Raw genomic sequence first — 18137 nt, forward strand, 5'->3', positions numbered from 1 at the left:
GGGCTCGAGCTTTTTTTCTACAGGTCCAGCAGGGTGACGTCGACGGCGTCGGCGATGGCCTTGGCGCCGGCGTCGTTGACGTGGAGGCCGTCGCCGCTGTTGAACTCGGTGCGGATCCGGTCGGGTTGGTCGGGGTCGGCTACGGCGGCGGCGATGTCGACGACGGCGTCGAAGGGGTGGCTGTCGCCGAGCAGCCAGGCGTTGACCTCGCGGCGCACGGCCTGCCCGGTCTTGGTGTCGTAGCCGTCGTACACGGTGCCGTGGTAGGGGCCGATGGTGGAGCCGATGACGGTGAGCCCGGCGGCGTGCAGCCGGTCGGCGAGGGCGGTGAGGCCGGCGGTGAACTCGGCGGCGGTCGGGCCCTCGGCGGGGTCGGGGTGGGCGATGGTGCCGGGCAGGCCGAGGTCGTTGAGGCCGATGTGGATCAGGACGTGGCTGACGCCGGGGACGGTGAGGACGTCGTGGTCGATGCGGGACAGCAGGTGGTCGCCGATCTCGTCGGTGAGCAGACGGTTGCCGGAGATGCCCTGGTTGACGATCCAGCCGCGGGTGAGGCGGCGGCCGAGCTGGGAGGGGAAGCTGTTGTCGGTGCCGGGGGTGGTGGCGGCGCCCTCGATCCAGGAGTCGCCGAACGCGACGGCGATCCGGGTGCCCTCGGGGGCGAGGACGTCGACGCCGGTGAGGTAGTGGCCGAGGGGCAGCTCCTCCGCGCCGTCGAGGTCTTCGGCGGACAGCTGGTCGCCGGGGACGGCGTAGCCGATGTCGTAGGGCACCGCGCTGTAGGTGCTCAGCCCGGTGTCGTCCGGCAGATGGAGGCTGACGGTCAGCTCCTCCCCCGCGCTGACGGGGAGTTCGACGGGATCGCTGATGATCTCCTCGCCCACGGGGACGTCGGCCGTCTCGGCGCCGGAGAAGCGCAGCGGGGTGTCGCTGGCGGGGTCGATGCCGCCGGCGCGGGTGCGGACGGCGAGGTGGGCGCCGCCGATCCGCAGGGGCTCCTTGCCGTAGCGGTTGCTGAGCCGTACCCGCAGCGCCTCGCCTCCTCCCGCGAGGCGCACCGACTGCCTGACGGTCTGGCCGCTGAAGCCGCGGGGTTCGAAGAGGTGGAAGGCCTCGTGGGGGTTGATGACGGCGGAGCGGTGGGCTGCGATCCAGGTGGTGGTCATGTGCGGAGCCAACACCGCCGCCGCCGGAGGTCTTCCTTGCCTGGCTGGTTGTTTACCTTCCCTCGACCAGCGGGGTGAGGACCTGGGCCGCCTGCCGGGTCTGTGGGGTCTGCGGTTCGTGGGTTTCGAGCCCGAAGGTGGTGAAGGCCGTGCGGGCCGGCAGCGGGTAGGTCTCCTTGCCGGTGAGGGAGTTGAGGATGGTGGCGCTGCGCCAGGCGGCGAGGCCGAGGTCGGGGGTGCCGACGCCGTGGGTGTGGCGTTCGGCGTTCTGGATGTGGATCGCGCCGGTCACCGCGGGGTCGAGGACGAGGCGGAAGCGGTCGTCGACGCGGGGGCGCTCGTGGCTGTCGCGGCGCATGTAGCGGTCGAGGCCGGCGAGGAGGCGGTCGAGGGGGCGTTCGCGGTAGCCGGTGGCGAGGACGACGGCGTCGGTGGTGAGTCGGGAGCGGGTGTTCTGCTGCGCGTGCTCCAGGTGGAGCTCGACCTTGGCGGTCGCGAGACGGCCGGCGGTGCGGACGCGGACGCCCGGTGTGAGGGCGGTGTCGGGCCAGCCGCCGTGCAGGGTGCGGCGGTAGAGCTCGTCGTGGATGGCGGCGATGGTGTCGGCGTCGATGCCCTTGTGGAGCTGCCACTGGGTGGTGACGAGGCGGTCGCGGACGCCTTCGGGCAGGGCGTGGAAGTAGCGGGTGTAGTCGGGGGTGAAGTGTTCGAGGCCGAGTTTGGAGTACTCCATGGGGGCGAAGGCTTCGGTGCGGCCGAGCCAGTGCAGGCCCTCGCGGCCGACGGGGCGGGCGCGCAGCAGGTCGAGGAAGACCTCGGCGCCGGACTGTCCCGAGCCGATGACGGTGACGTGTCCGGCGGCGAGCAGACGGTCGCGGTGGGCGAGGTAGTCGGCGGCGTGCACGACGGGCACGGCGGGTGCCTCGACGAGGGGCCTCAGGGGTTCGGGGACGTACGGTTCGCTGCCGATGCCGAGGACGATGTTCCGGGTGTGGGTACGGCCCAGGGCCTCGGCCTCGCCGTCCGCGTCGAGCTGGGTGAAGTCGACCTCGAAGAGGTCGCGTTCGGGGTTCCAGCGGACGGCGTCGACCTGGTGGCGGAAGTGCAGGCCGGGGAGGTGGTCGGCGACCCAGCGGCAGTAGGCGTCGTACTCGGCGCGCTGGATGTGGAAGCGTTCGGCGAAGTAGAAGGGGAAGAGCCGGTCGCGGGCCTTGAGGTGGTTGAGGAAGGTCCAGGGGCTCGCGGGGTCGGCGAGGGTCACCAGGTCGGCGAGGAAGGGGACCTGGATGCGGGCGCCGTCGATGAGGAGACCGGGGTGCCAGTCGAAGCGGGGGCGCTGTTCGTAGAAGACGGTGTCGAGTTCGGCGAGGGGGTGGGCGAGGGCGGCGAGGGAGAGGTTGAAGGGGCCGATGCCGATGCCGACCAGGTCGCGGGGGGCGTCGGGCTCGCGGTGCGGGGGGTGGGGGGTGCTGCTCATCGGTGGGTGGGTCCTTCCACGAGTTCTTCGACGGCTTTGAGCAGTTCGGCCAGATCGGTGGGCCGGGTGCGGGGGTTGAGGACCGTCGCTTTGAGCCACAGCCGGCCGTCGTCGGGACGCGCCCGGCCGAGGACCGCGCGGCCGCGGTGGAGGAGTTCTCGGCGTACGGCGGCGACGGTGGCGTCGGTGGCGTGTGCGGGCCGGAACAGGACCGTGCTGATGACGGGCCGGTGGTACAGCTCGAAGCCGGGGCTGGCGGTCACGAGGTCCGCGAACTCGTGTGCGGTGGCGCAGACTTGGTCGATGAGGGCGGCGAGGCCCTGGCGGCCGAGGGTCTTGAGCGTGACGGCGGTCTTGAGGACGTCGGGGCGGCGGCTGGTGCGCAGGGAGCGGCCGAGGAGGTCGGGCAGGCCGGCTTCGGTGTCGTCGTCGGCGTTGAGGTAGTCGGCGTGCTGGTGCAGGGCGGCGAGGTCGTCGGGCTCGCGGACGGCGAGGAGGCCGGCGGCGACCGGCTGCCAGCCGAGTTTGTGCAGGTCGAGGGTGACGGTGTGGGCGGCTTCCAGGCCGGTGAGCTTGTCGCGGTGCCGGTCGCTGAACAGCAGTCCTCCGCCGTAGGCGGCGTCGATGTGCAGCCGGGCGCGGTGGGTTCGGCACAGGTCGGCGATGTCGGGCAGGGGGTCGATGAGGCCCGCGTCGGTGGTGCCGGCGGTGGCGGCGACGAGGTGCGGTCCGGGGTGGGCGGTTAGGGCCGCGTCCAGGGCGGCGGGGTCGAGGACGCCCGCGGGGGCGGGCACGGTGACGGGCTCGGGCAGCCCGAGCAGCCAGGAGCCGCGGGACAGCGAATGGTGTGCGTTGGCCCCGGCGACGAGCCGGACGTCGGCGCCGAGGCTCTCGCGGGCGAGGAGCAGGGCGAGTTGGTTGGATTCGGTGCCGCCGCTGGTGACCAGGGCGTCGGGCGGGGGTGTCGTCGATGTCCCGGCAGCTTGCGCCTTCGCATAGACCTCGGCGGCCAGCGCGCGGGTCACCAGGGCTTCCAGTTCGGAGGCGGCCGGGGCCTGGTCCCAGGAGTCCAGGGACGGGTTGAGGGCGCTCGCGGCGAGGTCGGCCGCGGTGGCCACCGCGAGGGGCGGGCAGTGCAGGTGGGCGGCGCACAGGGGGTCGGCCGGGTCGGCGGAGCCCTCGGCGAGGGCGTGGACGAGGGCGCGCAGGGCGTCGGGGTCACCGTGCCACGGCAGTACGTCGCCCGCGGCGGCCCGCACCCGCTCGGCGACCGCGTCGGGCCCGCCGGCGGGCAGGGGGCCTCCGCGCGCCCGTGTGCCGCTCGCGAGCGCGCCGAGCACGGTGTCGAGCAACGGCCGCAGCGCGTCGGGGCCCTCCGGGCCCGAGGCGAGGCTCGGTGAGCTCATGGGTTCCTCCCGGGCACGCGGGCTGAGGGAGTTCCAGCTTGTACCTGGATGAGCGCGCGTGCCCGAAAAGTTCAACGAGCAAAACCCGAAAGGGTGTCCCGGTGGGTAGGGGTGTCCCGGTGGGACGGGAGTGAGGGGTGGCGTCGGCTGGCGCGCTGCGAAACCCACGCTCTCCTGGCCCTCGGACGGCCCCCGGCCAGGGGTGCGGCCCCGACCCTCGGTGCGCACCCGCCCCCGGAGTGTGCGCCCCTAGCGCTGGCGGACCCTCAACGCCCGCCCCAGATCGTCCAGTTGGTCCACCAGTTTGCGGCGCAGGGACGGGATCGGGTTTGCGTCGGTCAGACAGGTCTCACCCAGGCGGAGGGTTTCCTCGTCGACCGCGTGGACCGGGAACGCCCAGCGGCCGGCGGCGTCGGCCATGGCGGGGCCGCGTCGGGCGGCGACGGCGACCGCGTCCGTGTAGTAGCGCGGCACGTACTGCCGTACCAGGTCTGCCTGTTCGGGCTGCCAGAAGCCCTGGGCGGTGGCGATGAACAGGTAGTTGGAGAGGTCGTCGCGCCCGAACATCCCCTCCCAGGCCCGCGCCTTGGCCTCGGGGTCGGGCAGCGCGGCGCGGCAGCGGGCGGCGCCCTCCTGGCCGGCGGCGGAGGGGTCCCGTTCCAGTTCGGCGGCGATCGCGGCCTCGTCGGTCGCGCCGAGGACGGCGAGCCGGGCCAGTACGCGCCAGCGCAGCTCGGGGTCGAGTTCCGGCCCCCCGGGCACGGTGCCGTCGGCGAGCCAGGCGGCGATGGTGTCGGGCTGGGCGGCGACGTCGATGAAGTGGCGCACGGCGACCAGGCGCAGGCCGGGGTTGTCGCCGTCCTCGGTGCGGCGGATGAGGTCGCGGCACAGGGAGGAGAGCGTGGAGAGGGCGGCGGGCCGCTCCTCGGGGCCGACGTAGCGGTCGGTGATCTGGGCGGCGGCGAAGGCGAGGACGCCCTGGACGACGGCTAGGTCGGTCTCGTGCGGGAGGTGGGTGCGTGCGGCCTGGAGGTAGGCGGCGGGCGGGAGTTCACCGTCGCGCACGGAGTCGCGCAGGGCGTTCCACACGACCGCGCGGGTGAGCGGCTCGGGCAGACCGCAGAGGTTCTCGGTGACCGTCTCGAAGGACTCGGCGTCGAAGCGGACCTTGGCGTAGCTGAGATCGCCGTCGTTCAGCAGGAGCAGGGCGGGGCGCTTGCCGAGGGGGTGGGGTTCGCTCTGCGGGATGTCGAGGTCGAGGCGCTCGCGCAGCACCAGGTGGCGGCTCTCGTCGGCGACGTCCAGGTCGTAGAGGCCGACGGCGATGCGGTGCGGGCGGCTGCCGGTGTGCTCGACGGTGAGGGTGCGGGTGCCGTCGTCCCCGGCGGTGACCACGGGCGTGAGGGTGTCGACGCCGGTGGTGCGCAGCCAGGCGTCGGCCCAGGCGTGGACGTCGCGCTCGGTGGCGGAGGCGAGGGAGTCGATGAAGTCGGCGAGGGTGGCGTTGGCGAACCTGTGGCGGGCGAAGTGGGTGTTGATGCCGGCCAGGAAGTCCTTCTCGCCGAGCCAGGCGACGAGCTGACGCAGTGCTGAGGCGCCCTTGGCGTAGGAGATGCCGTCGAAGTTGAGGAGGGCGGAGGCGGTGTCCTCGACGGCCTCGGGGGCGACGGGGTGGGTGGAGGGGCGCTGGTCGGCGTCGTAGCCCCAGGCCTTGCGGGCGACGCCGAAGTCGGTCCAGGTGTCGGTGAAGCGGGTGGCCTCGGTGAGGGTCTGGTAGCCCATGTACTCGGCGAAGGACTCGTTCAGCCAGATGTCGTCCCACCAGCGCAGGGTGACGAGGTCGCCGAACCACATGTGGGCCATCTCGTGGGCGATGACCATGGCGCGGGTCTGGCGCTCGGTGTCGGTGACGGCGGAGCGGTAGACGAACTCGTCGCGGAAGGTGACGAGGCCGGGGTTCTCCATGGCGCCGGCGTTGAACTCGGGGACGAACGCCTGGTCGTAGGAGTCGAAGGGGTAGGGCTCGGCGAACTTCTCGTGGTAGCGGTCGTAGCACTGCCGGGTGACCTCGAACAGTTCGTCGGCGTCCGTGTCGAGGTAGGGGGCGAGCGAGCGGCGGCAGTGGATGCCGAAGGGCAGGCCGCGGTGTTCGGTGCGCACCGAGTGCCAGGGGCCGGCGGCGACGGCGACGAGGTAGGTGGAGATCAGCGGGGTGGACGCGGCCTTCCAGCGGCCGTCGCCGAGGTGTTCGGTGATCCCGTTGGCCAGGACGCTCCAGCCGTCGGGGGCCTTGACGGTGAGGTCGAACACGGCCTTGAGGTCGGGCTGGTCGAAGGCGGCGAAGACGCGCTGGACGTCGTCCAGGAACAGCTGGGTGTAGAGGTAGGTCTCGCCGTCGGTGGGGTCGGTGAAGCGGTGCATGCCCTCGCCGGTGCGGGAGTAGCGCATGGTGGCGTCGACGAGCAGTTCGTGTTCGCCGGCGGCGAGGCCGGTCAGGGGCAGGCGGTTGCCCTCGAAGGCGTCCAGGTCGAGGGCGTGGCCGTCGAGGAGCGCTTTGCGCAGTTCGGCCGGCTTGAGCTCGACGAAGGTGTCCGCGTCCGCGCGGGCCGTGAACCGGATCACGGTACGGGACACGAAGATCTCGTCCCCTGCGGTCAGATCGAGGTCGATCGTGTAGCGGTGGACGTCGAGGAGCCTGGCACGGGTCTGCGCTTCGTCGCGCGTCAGTACGGACATGCTGGTAATGCTGCCCGATGCCACTGACAAGGCACAGGGGCGGACCGGTACGCGCCCTATGTCCGTTCCTGCGCCGGCGCGGTGTCACCCGTGTCGCGCTGCGGCGGAACCCTGGCGTCCGGGTGGGGCAGGGCCGGGCGGGACGCGGGGTCCGGCATGGCGTTGCCCTTGACCAGGGCGCGCAGGTCGCGGATCTCCTGTTCGAGGGCGAGGCTGCGGCGGTGGGCGTCGTAGAGGTAGCGGACCTTGGTGCGCAGCGACCAGGGGTCGATGGGCTTCGTGATCAGGTCGGCGACGCCGAGGCCGAAGGCGGTGGCGGTCAGTTCGTGGTCGAGCCCGAATCCGGTGAGCAGGATGACCGGTATGTGCTGGGTCTGCTCGACGCGGCGCATGTAGCGCACCACCTCCAGGCCTCCGACGCCGGGCATGCGGACGTCGAGCAGCAGGAGGCCGACCTGGCCGCGGAGCACCTGCTTGAGCGCCTCGTCGCCGCTGGTGGCACGGCCCAGCAGACAGCCCAGCGGGGCCAGGGCGCTCTCCAGCGCGTACAGCGTGTCCTCGTGGTCGTCGACGATGAGGATCCTGGCATCCGGCATGGCCCGACGTCCCTCCCGCGTGGACAACCAGCTTATGACCGGAGCGCTGACACGGTGTGCCCGTCAGCTGACAAGGAGTGCACAGCGCAGCATGCCCCCTGCGGGCTCCGCTGTCACGTGTCCCGCGGTGTCGACGGAGGTCAATTCGCCGTTTCCACGGGGCCGTTCACGGTGTCCTCCGCGATGCGTTCGTGGTGGCGGATCACCTCGGCGATGATGAAGTTCAGGAACTTCTCAGCGAACGCCGGGTCCAGTTTGGCGCTTTCGGCGAGGCCGCGCAGGCGCTCGATCTGGCGGGCCTCGCGGGCCGGGTCGGCGGGCGGCAGCTGGTGGACGGCCTTGAGGTGGCCGACCTGTTGGGTGCACTTGAAGCGCTCGGCGAGCATGTGGACGACGGCCGCGTCAATGTTGTCGATGCTGTCGCGCAGCCGGGCGAGTTCCGCGCGGACGGCGGGGTCGATCTCGCCGGACGCGTTGTTGCTGGTGGTCATGGGCGCACAGCCTACGGGGCGGGGGTGCGTTCGATCATGGGCGGATCGTCGGGATCGGGCACCTGGTTGCTCCAGCCGCCGGGGACGGTGCGGAACTGCTGGGCGCGGAAGCGGATCGGCGCCATGCCGACGCGGCGGGTGAACAGCCGGGAGAAGTAGGCGGGATCCTCGTAGCCGACGCGGCGGGCGACGGCGGCGACGGGCAGTTCGGTGGCGGCGAGGAGTTCCTTGGCGCGGCCCAGCCGGATGCCGAGCAGGTAGTCCTTGGGGCTGCAGCCGGCGCCTCGGCGTACGGCGGTGCGCAGTTCGGCGGGGGTCATGCCGTGCCGGGCGGCGTGGTCGGCGACGCTCAGCGGCAGACAGGCGTCGCGGGCGAGGGCCTTGAGGACGGGGTCGCCGTCGGGCGCGAGGTCGGCCCGGGCCCGGCGCAGGGCGACCAGCAGCTCGTGGACGGCGGCGCCGGTCTCCACCTCCAGCAGCGGGTTGCCGCGGCGGGCGGCCCGCGCGACCCGGCCGATGACGGCACGCGCGCCCGTGGCGTCGGACAGCGGCACCACGGGCCGGGCCGGCTCGATGTAGCCGAGTTCGGTGTACGTGGCGGTGGCGGGCCCGTCGAAGACCACGAACCCCTCGTCCCAGCCGCCCTCGGGGTCGGGCCCGTAGTGGTGCGGCACACCGGGCGTGAGCCACAGCAGGGCGGGCGCGGTGACGGTTCCGCGGCGGCCGTCGGCGTCGAGGAACCAGCCGCTGCCCGCGCTGACGACGACGGCGACGTGGTGGTCGAGGGTGCGGGGGCCGACGACGGGCAGCGCGCCGTACTGCAGTCCGACGCCGAGGCAGACCAGGCCGAGCCGGTGGTGGGCCGGGCCGGGGGTGAAGAACCGCATCCAGGTGTGGTACATCCACGCGCTCCTTCCCGCGTCGGCCCGGCCGCCGGTCTTTTCGTCCAAGCAGCGCTGATCTTTGTCCATGGACGGTGATCACCGCCAGGGGCGAGGCTGGGGCGCATGACCGATTTCAGGGTGGGGGAAACCGACTTCCTGCTGGACGGGCGCCCGGTGCGGCTGCTGTCCGGGGCGCTGCACTACTTCAGGGTGCACGAGGAGCACTGGGAACACCGGCTGGCGATGCTGCGGGCGATGGGCCTCAACTGCGTGGAGACGTACGTCCCGTGGAACCTGCACGAGCCGGCGCCGGGTGAGTACGAGGACGTGGCGGCCCTCGGCCGCTTCCTGGACGCGGCCCGTCGCGCGGGGCTGCTGGCGATCGTGCGGCCGGGTCCGTACATCTGCGCCGAGTGGGAGAACGGGGGGCTGCCGCACTGGCTGACCGGCGAACTGGGCACGCGCGCGCGTACCCGTGACGAACGGTTCATGGAGCACCTTCAGCGCTGGTTCGGGGTGCTGCTGCCGCAGGTCGTGGACCGGCAGATCGACCGGGGCGGCCCGGTGATCATGGTGCAGGCGGAGAACGAGTACGGCAGCTACGGCTCGGACGAGGAGTACCTGCGCCGGCTGGCCGAGCAGCTGCGGGCACGAGGGGTGACGGTCCCGCTGGTCACCTCGGACGGCCCCGAGGACCACATGCTGTCCGGCGGCTCGATCCCCGGGGTGCTCGCCACGGTGAACTTCGGCTCCCACGCGCGCGAGGCCTTCGAGACGCTGCGCCGGCACCAGCCGGAGGGGCCGCTGATGTGCATGGAGTTCTGGTGCGGCTGGTTCGACCACTGGGGCGGCGAGCACATCACCCGGGACGCCGAGGACGCGGCGGCCGCGCTGCGCGAGATCCTTCAGGCGGGCGCCTCGGTCAACGTCTACATGGCGCACGGCGGCACCAACTTCGCCGGCTGGGCGGGCGCCAACCGCCCCGGCGGCGAGCTGCACACGGGGCCGCTGGAGGCGGACGTGACGTCGTACGACTACGACGCCCCGATCGACGAGTTCGGCAACCCGACGGACAAGTTCTGGCGCTTCCGGGAGGTGCTCGCCGCGTACGCGGACGGCCCGCTGCCCGACGTGCCGCCGGCGCCCGCGCGGCTGGGCGCGGAGGCGGAGGTGCGGCTGACCGGCTGGACGCCTCTTGACGCCGTCCTGGACAGCCGCGGCGGCCAGGAGGTCGCGGCACCGGTCCCGCCGACCTTCGAGGAGCTGGGCGTGGACCGGGGCGTGGTGCGGTACGAGGTGACGGTGCCGGGTCCCCGGCCGCCGTACCCGCTGACCGCGCGCGGACTGCGGGACCTGGCCGTGGTGTACGTCGACGGGGAGCGGGCCGGTGTGCTCACCGAGGGCGACGAGCAGCTGGCGAAGCCGGTCCCCGGGCACGCGCGCGTGGAGCTGTGGGTGGAGTCCCTGGGGCGGGTGAACTACGGGCCCCGCAGCGGCGAGACCAAGGGCATCACCGGGGGGCTGCTGCACGAGCGGCAGTATCTGCACGGGGTACGCGCGCGTGGGCTGCGGCTGGACGCGCTGGACGACATCGGGGACGTCGTTTTCCGGCCGCTCGGACAGGACGGCGCCCCGGGGCTGTACCGGGGGACGGTGACGGTGCGCGGTGCCGGGGACGCACGGCTCGAACTGCCGGGCTGGACCCGCGGGTTCGTCTGGGTCAACGGCTTCGATCTGGGCCGTTACTGGACGGCGGGCCCTCAGCGCTCCCTGTACGTGCCCGGTCCGGTCCTGCGTGAGGGCGACAACGACGTGTGGCTCCTGGAGCTGGAGGAGGCGGCCCCGCAGGCCGTGCGGCTGCGTTCCGTGTGAGCGTCCGGCGCCCGGAACCCGGCCAGGGAAAATCCGCTCTGCTCCCCGTAGAGTGGAGTCGGGTTCTGGGCGTCTTGGGGGTTCAGGCGTGGCGAACGGCGGACCGGTCGAGCACGGCTACCCACACCTGGAGACGGTGCGGGCCGCCATCACCGCGCTCTGGAAACGGCTGTCGTACGACACCGTCCAGACCTTCTCCACCAGCGTGGCTCCCGCGGACGTGGCCTTCTGCGACACCGACGACCTCTATCTGGGCGCCCAGCGCGTGGCCCGGGAGCTGGTGCGGCACTACCGGCTGCCGGACGCCCGGCTGATCGTCAGCTTCCGGGAGATGACCCACGCGGCGAACGTCGAGCTGGCGGCGGGCCCGGAGTACTTCGTGGAGCTGAACGACCGGTTCCGCACGCACCGGCGGGACATCGGCGCCGCCCTCGCCCACGAGGTCATGCACGTCTATCTGCACCGGCTGGGGCTGTCCTTCCCCGGCATCCGGGACAACGAGATCCTCACGGACACCGCGACGACGTATCTGGGGGCGGGCTGGCTGCTGCTCGACGCCTACCGGGAGGACTCGGCGTCCTCCCAGAAGCTCGGCTATCTCACGCCCGAGGAGTTCGGCTACGTCCTGGCGAAGCGTGCCCTGGTCTTCGGCGAGGACCCCGCGATCTGGTTCACCAGTCCGCAGGCCTACGAGGCCTACACCGCGGGCATGGCGCAGGCCCGCCGCGACGAGCAGCAGCCGCCGCTGACCGCGGCCGGCTGGGCGGGCCGCCGCCGCTACGCCCGCGACCGCCGCCACGCCCAGGACACCCACACGCCCCTCCCCCACTCGGGCACCCCGTACACCTTCACCCCCGACGGCCACGGCCCCCTCCGCGTCTCCTTCCCCTGCCCCACCTGCCACCAGCGCATCAGGGTCCCGGTGAAGGGCCGGGTACGCGCGAGATGCGCACTGTGCCGGACGGTACTGGAGTGCGACACGTAGGCGGCCGGGGCGCGGGTTGAACAGCGCCGGAGGCCCCCGGGAGCATGGCGCGCACGCGGGGTAAACCGTGCCGGAGCGCGGCACGCGCGCGACGCAACCCGTGCCCCAACGCGCGACCAGGAGCGTGGCACGGGCACAAGGCCACCCCTGCCGAAGAGCAACACACGGCGAGACGGGCGCGGGCGCATGGTGCCAGAGCGCGTCCGGTGGCACGCCGCGCAGGCGGAGCAAGCACTGCCGCAGCACGGCCAGGACCGTGACACGCACACGGCCACCCCGCCCAAGTGCAACCCGCAGCGAGACGGGCGCGGGCGCATGCTGCCGGGGCGCGACCGGTGGCGCGGCGCCGACGCGAGGCAACCGTGACGCGGTGCGGACGCAAGGGCGCCGGCGGAGGGCCACGTCAGCCGGGGGTGAGGGCGCGGGCCAACCCTGTCCGAGTTCCGCAGTCAGCCTGCCGCAGACACGCAGCCACCCTGGCCGAGGGGCACATCCAGCCACCCAGCCGGACGCGGACACGATGCCGAGGCTGGCCGAGGGCGGGGGCAGCTGGGCTTGGCTACGCGCCGTACACCGCGCCCGGCTCCTCCGCCTCGCTCAGCAGTTTGAGGGCTGTCTCCCCCGCCTCCGTCGGGGTCCAGCGGGCGCCCTTGTCGGCGGTGGGGCCCGGGTGCCAGCCCTCCATGACGGTGATGCGGCCGCCCTCCGCCTCGAAGACGCGGCCGGTCACGCCCTCGCTCGCGGCGGAGCCGAGCCAGACGACGAGAGGGGAGACGTTCTCCGGGGCCATGGCGTCGAAGCCGGTGTCCGGGGCGGCCATGGTCTCCGCGAAGGTCCGTTCCGTCATGCGCGTGCGGGCCGCGGGCGCGATCGCGTTGACCTGGACGCCGTAGCGGGCCAGTTCGGCCGCCGCGACCAGCGTCAGCCCGACGATGCCGGCCTTCGCGGCGCTGTAGTTCGCCTGCCCGACCGCCCCCAACAGCCCGGCCCCGCTGCTGGTGTTGACGATCCGGGCGACCGGCGCGCGTCCCGCCTTCGCCTCGGCCCGCCAGTGCGCGGCGGCGTGCTTGAGCGGCAGGATGTGGCCCTTGAGGTGCACGCGCATCACGGCGTCCCAGTCGGCCTCGTCGAGGTTGACCAGCATCCGGTCGCGCAGGAACCCGGCGTTGTTGACGAGCGTGTCGAGCCGCCCGTACGTCTTGAGCGCCGCCGCGATCAGCGAGGCCGCTCCCTCGGTGCTCGCGATGTCGCCGCCGTGGGCGACCGCCTCACCGCCCGCCGCCCGGATCTCCTCGACGACCTGCCGGGCCGGACTGTCGGGGCCCGGCGTCCCGTCCAGCCCCACGCCCAGATCGTTGACCACGACCCGCGCGCCCTCCGCCGCGAACGCGAGCGCGTGGGCCCGCCCAAGGCCCCTGCCCGCTCCGGTGACGACGACGACCCGTCCGTCGCAGATTCCGCTCATCTCACGTCTCCTTGTTGGCAGTTGCCGCATCCAGGAACGCCGGCCGCTCCCCGCCCCCGTGCACCAGCAGGCTCGCCCCGCTGATGTACGCGGCCGAGTCGGAGGCGAGGAAGACGGCGGCCGCGCCGACGTCGTCCGGGGTGGCCAGACGGCCGAGCGGCACGGTGCGGGAGACCGCCTCGACGCCGTCCTCACCGCCGTAGTGCAGATGGGCCAGCTCGGTGCGGACCATGCCGACGACAAGGGTGTTGACCCGGACCTCCGGCGCCCACTCCACGGCCATCGAGCGGGCGAGGTTCTCCAGTCCGGCCTTGGCCGCCCCGTATGCCGCCGAGCCGGGCGAGGGCCGGCTGCCGCTGACGCTGCCGATCATCACAACCGCCCCCCGGGCCCGCCGCAGATGCTCGTACGCGGCGAGGGAGGCCGTGAGCGGGGCGAGGAGGTTGAGCTCGACGACCCGTGCGTGCCGCTCGGCGTCCGCGTCGGCCAGCTTGCGGTAGGGGGCGCCGCCCGCGTTGTTGACGAGGACGTCGAGCCGGGACAGCGTGGCGAAGAAGGCACGTACGGCGGGCGGGTCGCGCAGGTCCAGGGGCCTGAACTCCACGCCCTCCACCGGCACTTCGGGCGGCCGTCGTGCGCAGGCGACGACCTGCGCCCCCGCCTCCACGAAGGCCTTGGCGATCCCGGCTCCCACACCCCGGGTGCCCCCGGTGACCACGACCGCGCGGCCGCGCAGAGAGTTATCCACAGGCCTCCCGCTCCGATCCGCGGACTGCTAGCTTCGAAGCCTCACACCTAACAAATGTTTGGTGGAAAGGCGTTGGTTGGAAAGGTAGCTGATGCGCCCATGGGTGTCTCCACCTCGTCCCCGGAAAAGGGGATCCGTCTCCTCACCGTCGACTTCCCACCGGTGAACGCGCTGCCGGTGCGCGGCTGGTTCGAGCTGGCCGAAGCGCTGCGTGCCGCGGGCCGTGATCAGGGGACGCGCTGTGTCGTCCTGGCCGCCGAGGGACGGGGGTTCAACGCGGGCGTGGACATCAAGGAGATACAGGCGCAGGGTTCGAGCGCGCTGGTGGGCGCCAACCGCGGCTGCTTCGAGGCGTTCGCGGCGGTGTACGAGTGCGAGGTGCCCGTGGTGGCGGCGGTGCACGGCTTCTGCCTGGGCGGCGGCATCGGCCTGGCGGGGAACGCGGACGTGATCGTGGCGAGCGAGGACGCCGTCTTCGGCCTGCCCGAGCTGGACCGGGGCGCCCTGGGCGCAGCCACGCATCTGGCCCGGCTGGTCCCGCGGCACCGGATGCGCGCCCTCTACTACACCGCGCAGACAGTGACCGCGCAGGAGCTGCACGGCTACGGCTCGGTGTGGCGGGTGGTGCCACGGGCCGAACTGCGTGAGAGAGCCGTGGAGTTGGCGCGCGACATCGCCGCCAAGGACGGAGAGCTGCTGCGCCTGGCCAAGGCCGCGATCAACGGCATCGACCCGGTCGACGTGCGCCGCAGTTACCGCTTCGAGCAGGGCTTCACCTACGAGGCGAGCGCGGTCGGGGTGGCCGACCGGGTCCGGGACACCTTCGGCAAGCAGAAGGAGGGTACGTAGACGTGGGCGACAAGACGATGACCGCCGAGGAGGTGGTCTCCCGCCTGGAGAGCGGCATGACCCTCGGCATCGGCGGATGGGGTTCCCGCCGCAAACCGATGGCCCTGGTCAGAGCGCTGCTGCGCTCTGACGTCACCAACCTGACGGTCGTCTCCTACGGCGGCCCGGACGTGGGCATGCTGGCGGCCGCCGGACGGATCCGCAAACTGGTCGCCGCCTTCGTCACCCTCGACTCCATCCCGCTGGAACCGCACTACCGCGCGGCCCGGGAGCACGGCGCCTTCGAGCTGATGGAGGTCGACGAGGCGATGTTCATGTGGGGGCTGCGCGCGGCGGCGAACCGACTGCCGTTCCTGCCAGTGCGGGCCGGGATCGGCTCGGACGTGATGCGGGTCAACCCGGGTCTGCGGACGGTCACTTCGCCGTACGAGGACGGGGAGACGTTCGTGGCGATGCCGGCCCTGCGGATGGACGCGGCCCTGGTGCACGTGGGCCGCGCGGACCGGCTGGGCAACGGGCAGTGCCTCGGCCCGGACCCGTACTTCGACGACCTGTTCTGCGACGCGGCGGACGCGGCCTATGTGTCGTGCGAACGGATCGTGGACACGGCCGAGTTGACGAAGGAGGCGGCCCCGCAGTCGCTGCTGGTCAAGCGGCACCGGGTGACCGGTGTCGTGGAGGCCCCGAACGGCGCGCACTTCACGTCCTGCGCCCCCGACTACGGCCGGGACGAAGCCTTCCAGCGGACGTACGCGACCACGCCCTGGGCGGAGTTCGCGGCCCGGTTCCTGGCCGGGGACGAGCAGGCGTACCAGACGGCGGTGAGGGAGGAGTCATGACCGAGGCCACCGGCACGTCCGTTGTCGCCGTCACCCGCGCCGAGTACTGCGTGATCGCCTGCGCCGAGGCCTGGCGGGGGGAGGGCGAGGTGCTCGCCAGCCCGATGGGGCTGATCCCGTCCATCGGCGCCCGGCTCGCCCGGCTCACCTTCTCGCCGGACCTGCTGCTGACCGACGGCGAGGCGATGCTCGTCCGCCCGGACGGCACGGTCGAGGGCTGGCTCCCCTACCGTCAGCACCTGGCCCTCGTCACCGGCGGGCGGCGGCACGTGATGATGGGCGCGAGCCAGATCGACCGGTTCGGCAACCAGAACATCTCCTGCATCGGCGACTGGGAGCAGCCGAAGCGGCAGCTGCTGGGGGTGCGCGGGGCGCCGGTCAACACGCTGAACAACCCGACGAGTTACTGGGTTCCGAAGCACTCACGGCGGGTCTTCGTCGAGAAGGTCGACATGGTCTGCGGGGTGGGCTACGACCGCGCCGCCGCCCACCCGGACGCGGCTCGCTACCACCGCATCCCGCGTGTCGTCTCCGACCTGGGCGTCTTCGACTTCGCGACCCCGGACCACTCGATGCGCCTGGCATCGCTGCACCCGGGGGTCACTCTTCAGGAGGTGCGCGAGGCGACCGCCTTCGAGCTGGCGGTCCCGGACACGGTGCCAGCGACCCGCGAGCCCACGGCCGAGGAACTGCGGCTGATCCGCGAGGTGCTCGACCCGGCCGGCAGCCGGGCCAGGGAGGTCGGTTCATGATGGAGACGGCGCTCACCCGCCTCGTCGGCATCCGGCACCCGATCGTCCAGACCGGCATGGGCTGGGTGGCGGGCCCCCGTCTCGTCTCCGCGACAGCGAACGCGGGCGCGCTCGGCATCCTGGCCTCCGCGACGATGACGACCGACCGGCTGCGCGAGGCGATACGGGAGGTGAGGTCCCGTACGGACGCGCCGTTCGGGGTGAATCTGCGGGCCGACGCGGCGGACGCCGCTGACCGGGTGAGCATCATGATCGAGGAGGGCGTCCGGGTCGCCTCCTTCGCCCTCGCCCCCTCCCCCGAGCTGATCGCGGAGCTGAAGGGGGCGGGTGTGGTGGTCATCCCCTCCGTCGGCGCGCGACGGCACGCGGAGAAGGTCGCGGCGTGGGGTGCGGACGCCGTGCTCGTGCAGGGCGGGGAGGGCGGCGGGCACACCGGCGAGGTGGCGACGACGGTGCTGCTGCCGCAGGTGGTCGACGCGGTACGGATACCGGTCGTGGCGGCGGGCGGCTTCTTCGACGGGCGGGGCCTGGTCGCGGCGCTGGCGTACGGGGCGGCGGGGGTCGCGATGGGCACACGGTTCCTGCTCACCTCGGACTCGACGGTGCCGGAGGCGGTGAAGGCGCGGTATCTGACGGCGACGGTCAGGGATGTCACCGTGACCAGGGCGATGGACGGTCTGCCGCACCGGATGCTGCGCACGGAGCTGGTGGACTCCCTGGAGAACTCCGGGCGCGCGCGGGCGCTGTTGCACGCCCTGCGGCGCGCGGCCGGCTTCCGCAGGCTGTCCGGGCTGAGCTGGCGGCAGATGGCGCGCGACGGGCGCGCGATGAAGCACGGCAAGGAGCTGTCCTGGAGCCAGGTACTGCTCGCCGCGAACACGCCGATGCTGCTGAAGTCGGCGATGGTGGACGGTCGTACGGATCTCGGGGTGATGGCGTCCGGGCAGGTCGCCGCGGTGATCGAGGACCTGCCGTCGTGCGCGGAGCTGGTGGCAGGGGTGGTGGCTCAAGCGGAGGAAATCATCGGCGAGTTGGCACGGGGCGGTGCTTCAATGCGCACATGACGGAGACGATCGGAGAGCCGTGGGGATCGAGTGTTTTCGGTGCGGGGAGCGTGCGGGTCGAGCCGCAGCTCGCCCGGGTGAGGTTGTCGGTGGACGTACTGGAGCCCCTGCCGGACAAGGCGTTCCAGGAGGCAGGCGCCGCCGTGGCGCGGCTGCGTGACGTACTGCGCGGACACGGGATACCGGACGCGTCGGTGTCGGGCTCCCGGCTCAAGCTCAGCTCGGACTACGACGGGTACGGCGGCGAGCGGAAGTTCCTCGGCTACCGCTGCCGGGCCTCGTACGTCATCGAGACCGAGGTGCTCGACGATCTGCAGCAGCTGATCGTGGACGCGGTCGACGCCGGGGCGCACCACATCGACAGCGTCGAGTTCGACGTGCACGACAAGCCGGCGCTGCGGGACGAGGCACGGCGCAAGGCGGTGGCCGCCGCCCGCCGCAAGGCCGAGGTGTACGCGGAGGCGGCGGGCGTGAAGCTGGGCCCGGTGGTGCACATCCAGGACGTGGACTCGGAGTCCTACGAGTTCCGCCAGTACCGGGGCCACGGCGGCGGGGGCGGCACCTCGGCGGGCGACCTCGCCCCCGGCATGGTGGAGGTCTCCGCAGGCGTGGTCCTGGGCTTCACCCTCACCCACTGACACCCCACGCGCACACCCCCGAACCGGCGACCGCACGCACCACGTCGGCTGACGAACCGGCCGCCGGACCAAAGGACAAGCCGGCGGCCGGCGAGCCGGCGAAGCCCCAGCCGCCGGCCGCCCGCGCGCCACCCGGCCGCGCGCCCCTGCCCACCGCGCGCCGGCCGGG

Annotated in this window: 16 protein-coding genes and 1 pseudogene; 7 read left to right on the forward strand and 10 right to left on the reverse strand. The window is 72.8% G+C overall.

Going from position 1 to position 18137, the window contains the following annotated elements; genetic code table 11:
* Positions 1-17 precede the first annotated feature (17 nt).
* From MKW14_RS15750 to MKW14_RS15780, 7 genes are all read right to left on the reverse strand, one after another.
* Complete coding sequence (locus MKW14_RS15750; RefSeq protein ID WP_240863167.1) at positions 18-1166, reverse strand: GDSL-type esterase/lipase family protein; 1149 nt, start codon at positions 1164-1166, stop codon at positions 18-20.
* Positions 1167-1218: 52 nt separating this feature from the next.
* Entirely contained in the window at positions 1219-2643 is a 1425-nt protein-coding gene (locus MKW14_RS15755; RefSeq protein WP_240863168.1) for a lysine N(6)-hydroxylase/L-ornithine N(5)-oxygenase family protein, read from the reverse strand.
* The gene (locus MKW14_RS15760) at positions 2640-4049 is read right to left on the reverse strand and encodes a pyridoxal phosphate-dependent decarboxylase family protein (RefSeq protein ID WP_240863169.1); all 1410 of its coding nucleotides are present in this window, start codon (positions 4047-4049) and stop codon (positions 2640-2642) included. Before MKW14_RS15760 ends, MKW14_RS15755 begins: the two co-directional genes overlap by 4 nt.
* A 249-nt stretch (positions 4050-4298) precedes the next feature.
* Positions 4299-6785: an aminopeptidase N gene (pepN, locus tag MKW14_RS15765; protein WP_240863170.1), complete on the reverse strand. Its 2487-nt coding sequence runs from the start codon at positions 6783-6785 to the stop codon at positions 4299-4301.
* A 56-nt stretch (positions 6786-6841) separates the two neighbouring features.
* Positions 6842-7381 (reverse strand): response regulator, encoded by a 540-nt coding sequence (locus MKW14_RS15770; protein ID WP_240863171.1) that lies wholly within the window; start codon positions 7379-7381, stop codon positions 6842-6844.
* 140 nt (positions 7382-7521) lie between these two features.
* Entirely contained in the window at positions 7522-7872 is a 351-nt protein-coding gene (locus MKW14_RS15775) for a chorismate mutase (protein ID WP_240863172.1), read from the reverse strand.
* A gap of 11 nt (positions 7873-7883) precedes the next feature.
* Entirely contained in the window at positions 7884-8774 is an 891-nt protein-coding gene (locus MKW14_RS15780; protein WP_240863173.1) for a helix-turn-helix domain-containing protein, read from the reverse strand.
* A gap of 105 nt (positions 8775-8879) precedes the next feature.
* On the opposite strand from MKW14_RS15780, the gene MKW14_RS15785 reads away from it, so the two are divergent.
* Positions 8880-10628 (forward strand): glycoside hydrolase family 35 protein, encoded by a 1749-nt coding sequence (locus MKW14_RS15785; protein WP_240863174.1) that lies wholly within the window; start codon positions 8880-8882, stop codon positions 10626-10628.
* 88 nt (positions 10629-10716) lie between these two features.
* Positions 10717-11613, forward strand: a complete 897-nt coding sequence (locus MKW14_RS15790) for a hypothetical protein (RefSeq protein WP_240863175.1) — start codon at positions 10717-10719, stop codon at positions 11611-11613.
* 559 nt (positions 11614-12172) lie between these two features.
* Here the strand turns inward: MKW14_RS15790 and MKW14_RS15795 are convergent.
* Both MKW14_RS15795 and MKW14_RS15800 read right to left on the reverse strand, forming a co-directional pair.
* Positions 12173-13078, reverse strand: a complete 906-nt coding sequence (locus tag MKW14_RS15795; protein WP_240863176.1) for an SDR family oxidoreductase — start codon at positions 13076-13078, stop codon at positions 12173-12175.
* Between the two features lies 1 nt (position 13079).
* Entirely contained in the window at positions 13080-13826 is a 747-nt protein-coding gene (locus tag MKW14_RS15800; protein ID WP_240863177.1) for an SDR family oxidoreductase, read from the reverse strand.
* A gap of 99 nt (positions 13827-13925) precedes the next feature.
* Here MKW14_RS15800 and MKW14_RS15805 point away from each other — a divergent pair, with 99 nt between their 5' ends.
* From MKW14_RS15805 to MKW14_RS15825, 5 genes are read left to right on the forward strand one after another with little or no spacing between them, the layout of a single operon-like run.
* Complete coding sequence (locus MKW14_RS15805; RefSeq protein WP_240863178.1) at positions 13926-14675, forward strand: enoyl-CoA hydratase family protein; 750 nt, start codon at positions 13926-13928, stop codon at positions 14673-14675.
* A gap of 2 nt (positions 14676-14677) precedes the next feature.
* Positions 14678-15514, forward strand: a complete 837-nt coding sequence (locus MKW14_RS15810) for a CoA transferase subunit A (RefSeq protein ID WP_240863179.1) — start codon at positions 14678-14680, stop codon at positions 15512-15514.
* Positions 15511-16266 carry a CoA-transferase subunit beta gene (locus MKW14_RS15815; RefSeq protein ID WP_240863180.1) on the forward strand — a complete coding sequence of 252 codons (756 nt, stop codon included), beginning with the start codon at positions 15511-15513 and terminating at the stop codon, positions 16264-16266. The genes MKW14_RS15810 and MKW14_RS15815 overlap by 4 nt, the downstream gene beginning before the upstream one ends.
* Entirely contained in the window at positions 16266-17330 is a 1065-nt protein-coding gene (locus tag MKW14_RS15820) for an NAD(P)H-dependent flavin oxidoreductase (RefSeq protein ID WP_240863193.1), read from the forward strand. The genes MKW14_RS15815 and MKW14_RS15820 overlap by 1 nt, the downstream gene beginning before the upstream one ends.
* Positions 17327-17968 carry an SIMPL domain-containing protein gene (locus MKW14_RS15825; protein ID WP_240863181.1) on the forward strand — a complete coding sequence of 214 codons (642 nt, stop codon included), beginning with the start codon at positions 17327-17329 and terminating at the stop codon, positions 17966-17968. The genes MKW14_RS15820 and MKW14_RS15825 overlap by 4 nt, the downstream gene beginning before the upstream one ends.
* On the opposite strand, the pseudogene MKW14_RS15830 reads toward MKW14_RS15825, so the two are convergent.
* Positions 17958-18137, reverse strand: a pseudogene (locus MKW14_RS15830) (hypothetical protein); the annotation flags it as partial. The gene MKW14_RS15825 and the pseudogene MKW14_RS15830 overlap by 11 nt on opposite strands.

Origin of the sequence: Streptomyces gilvus, assembly GCF_022513565.1 — a bacterium.
Classification (GTDB): domain Bacteria; phylum Actinomycetota; class Actinomycetes; order Streptomycetales; family Streptomycetaceae; genus Streptomyces; species Streptomyces gilvus.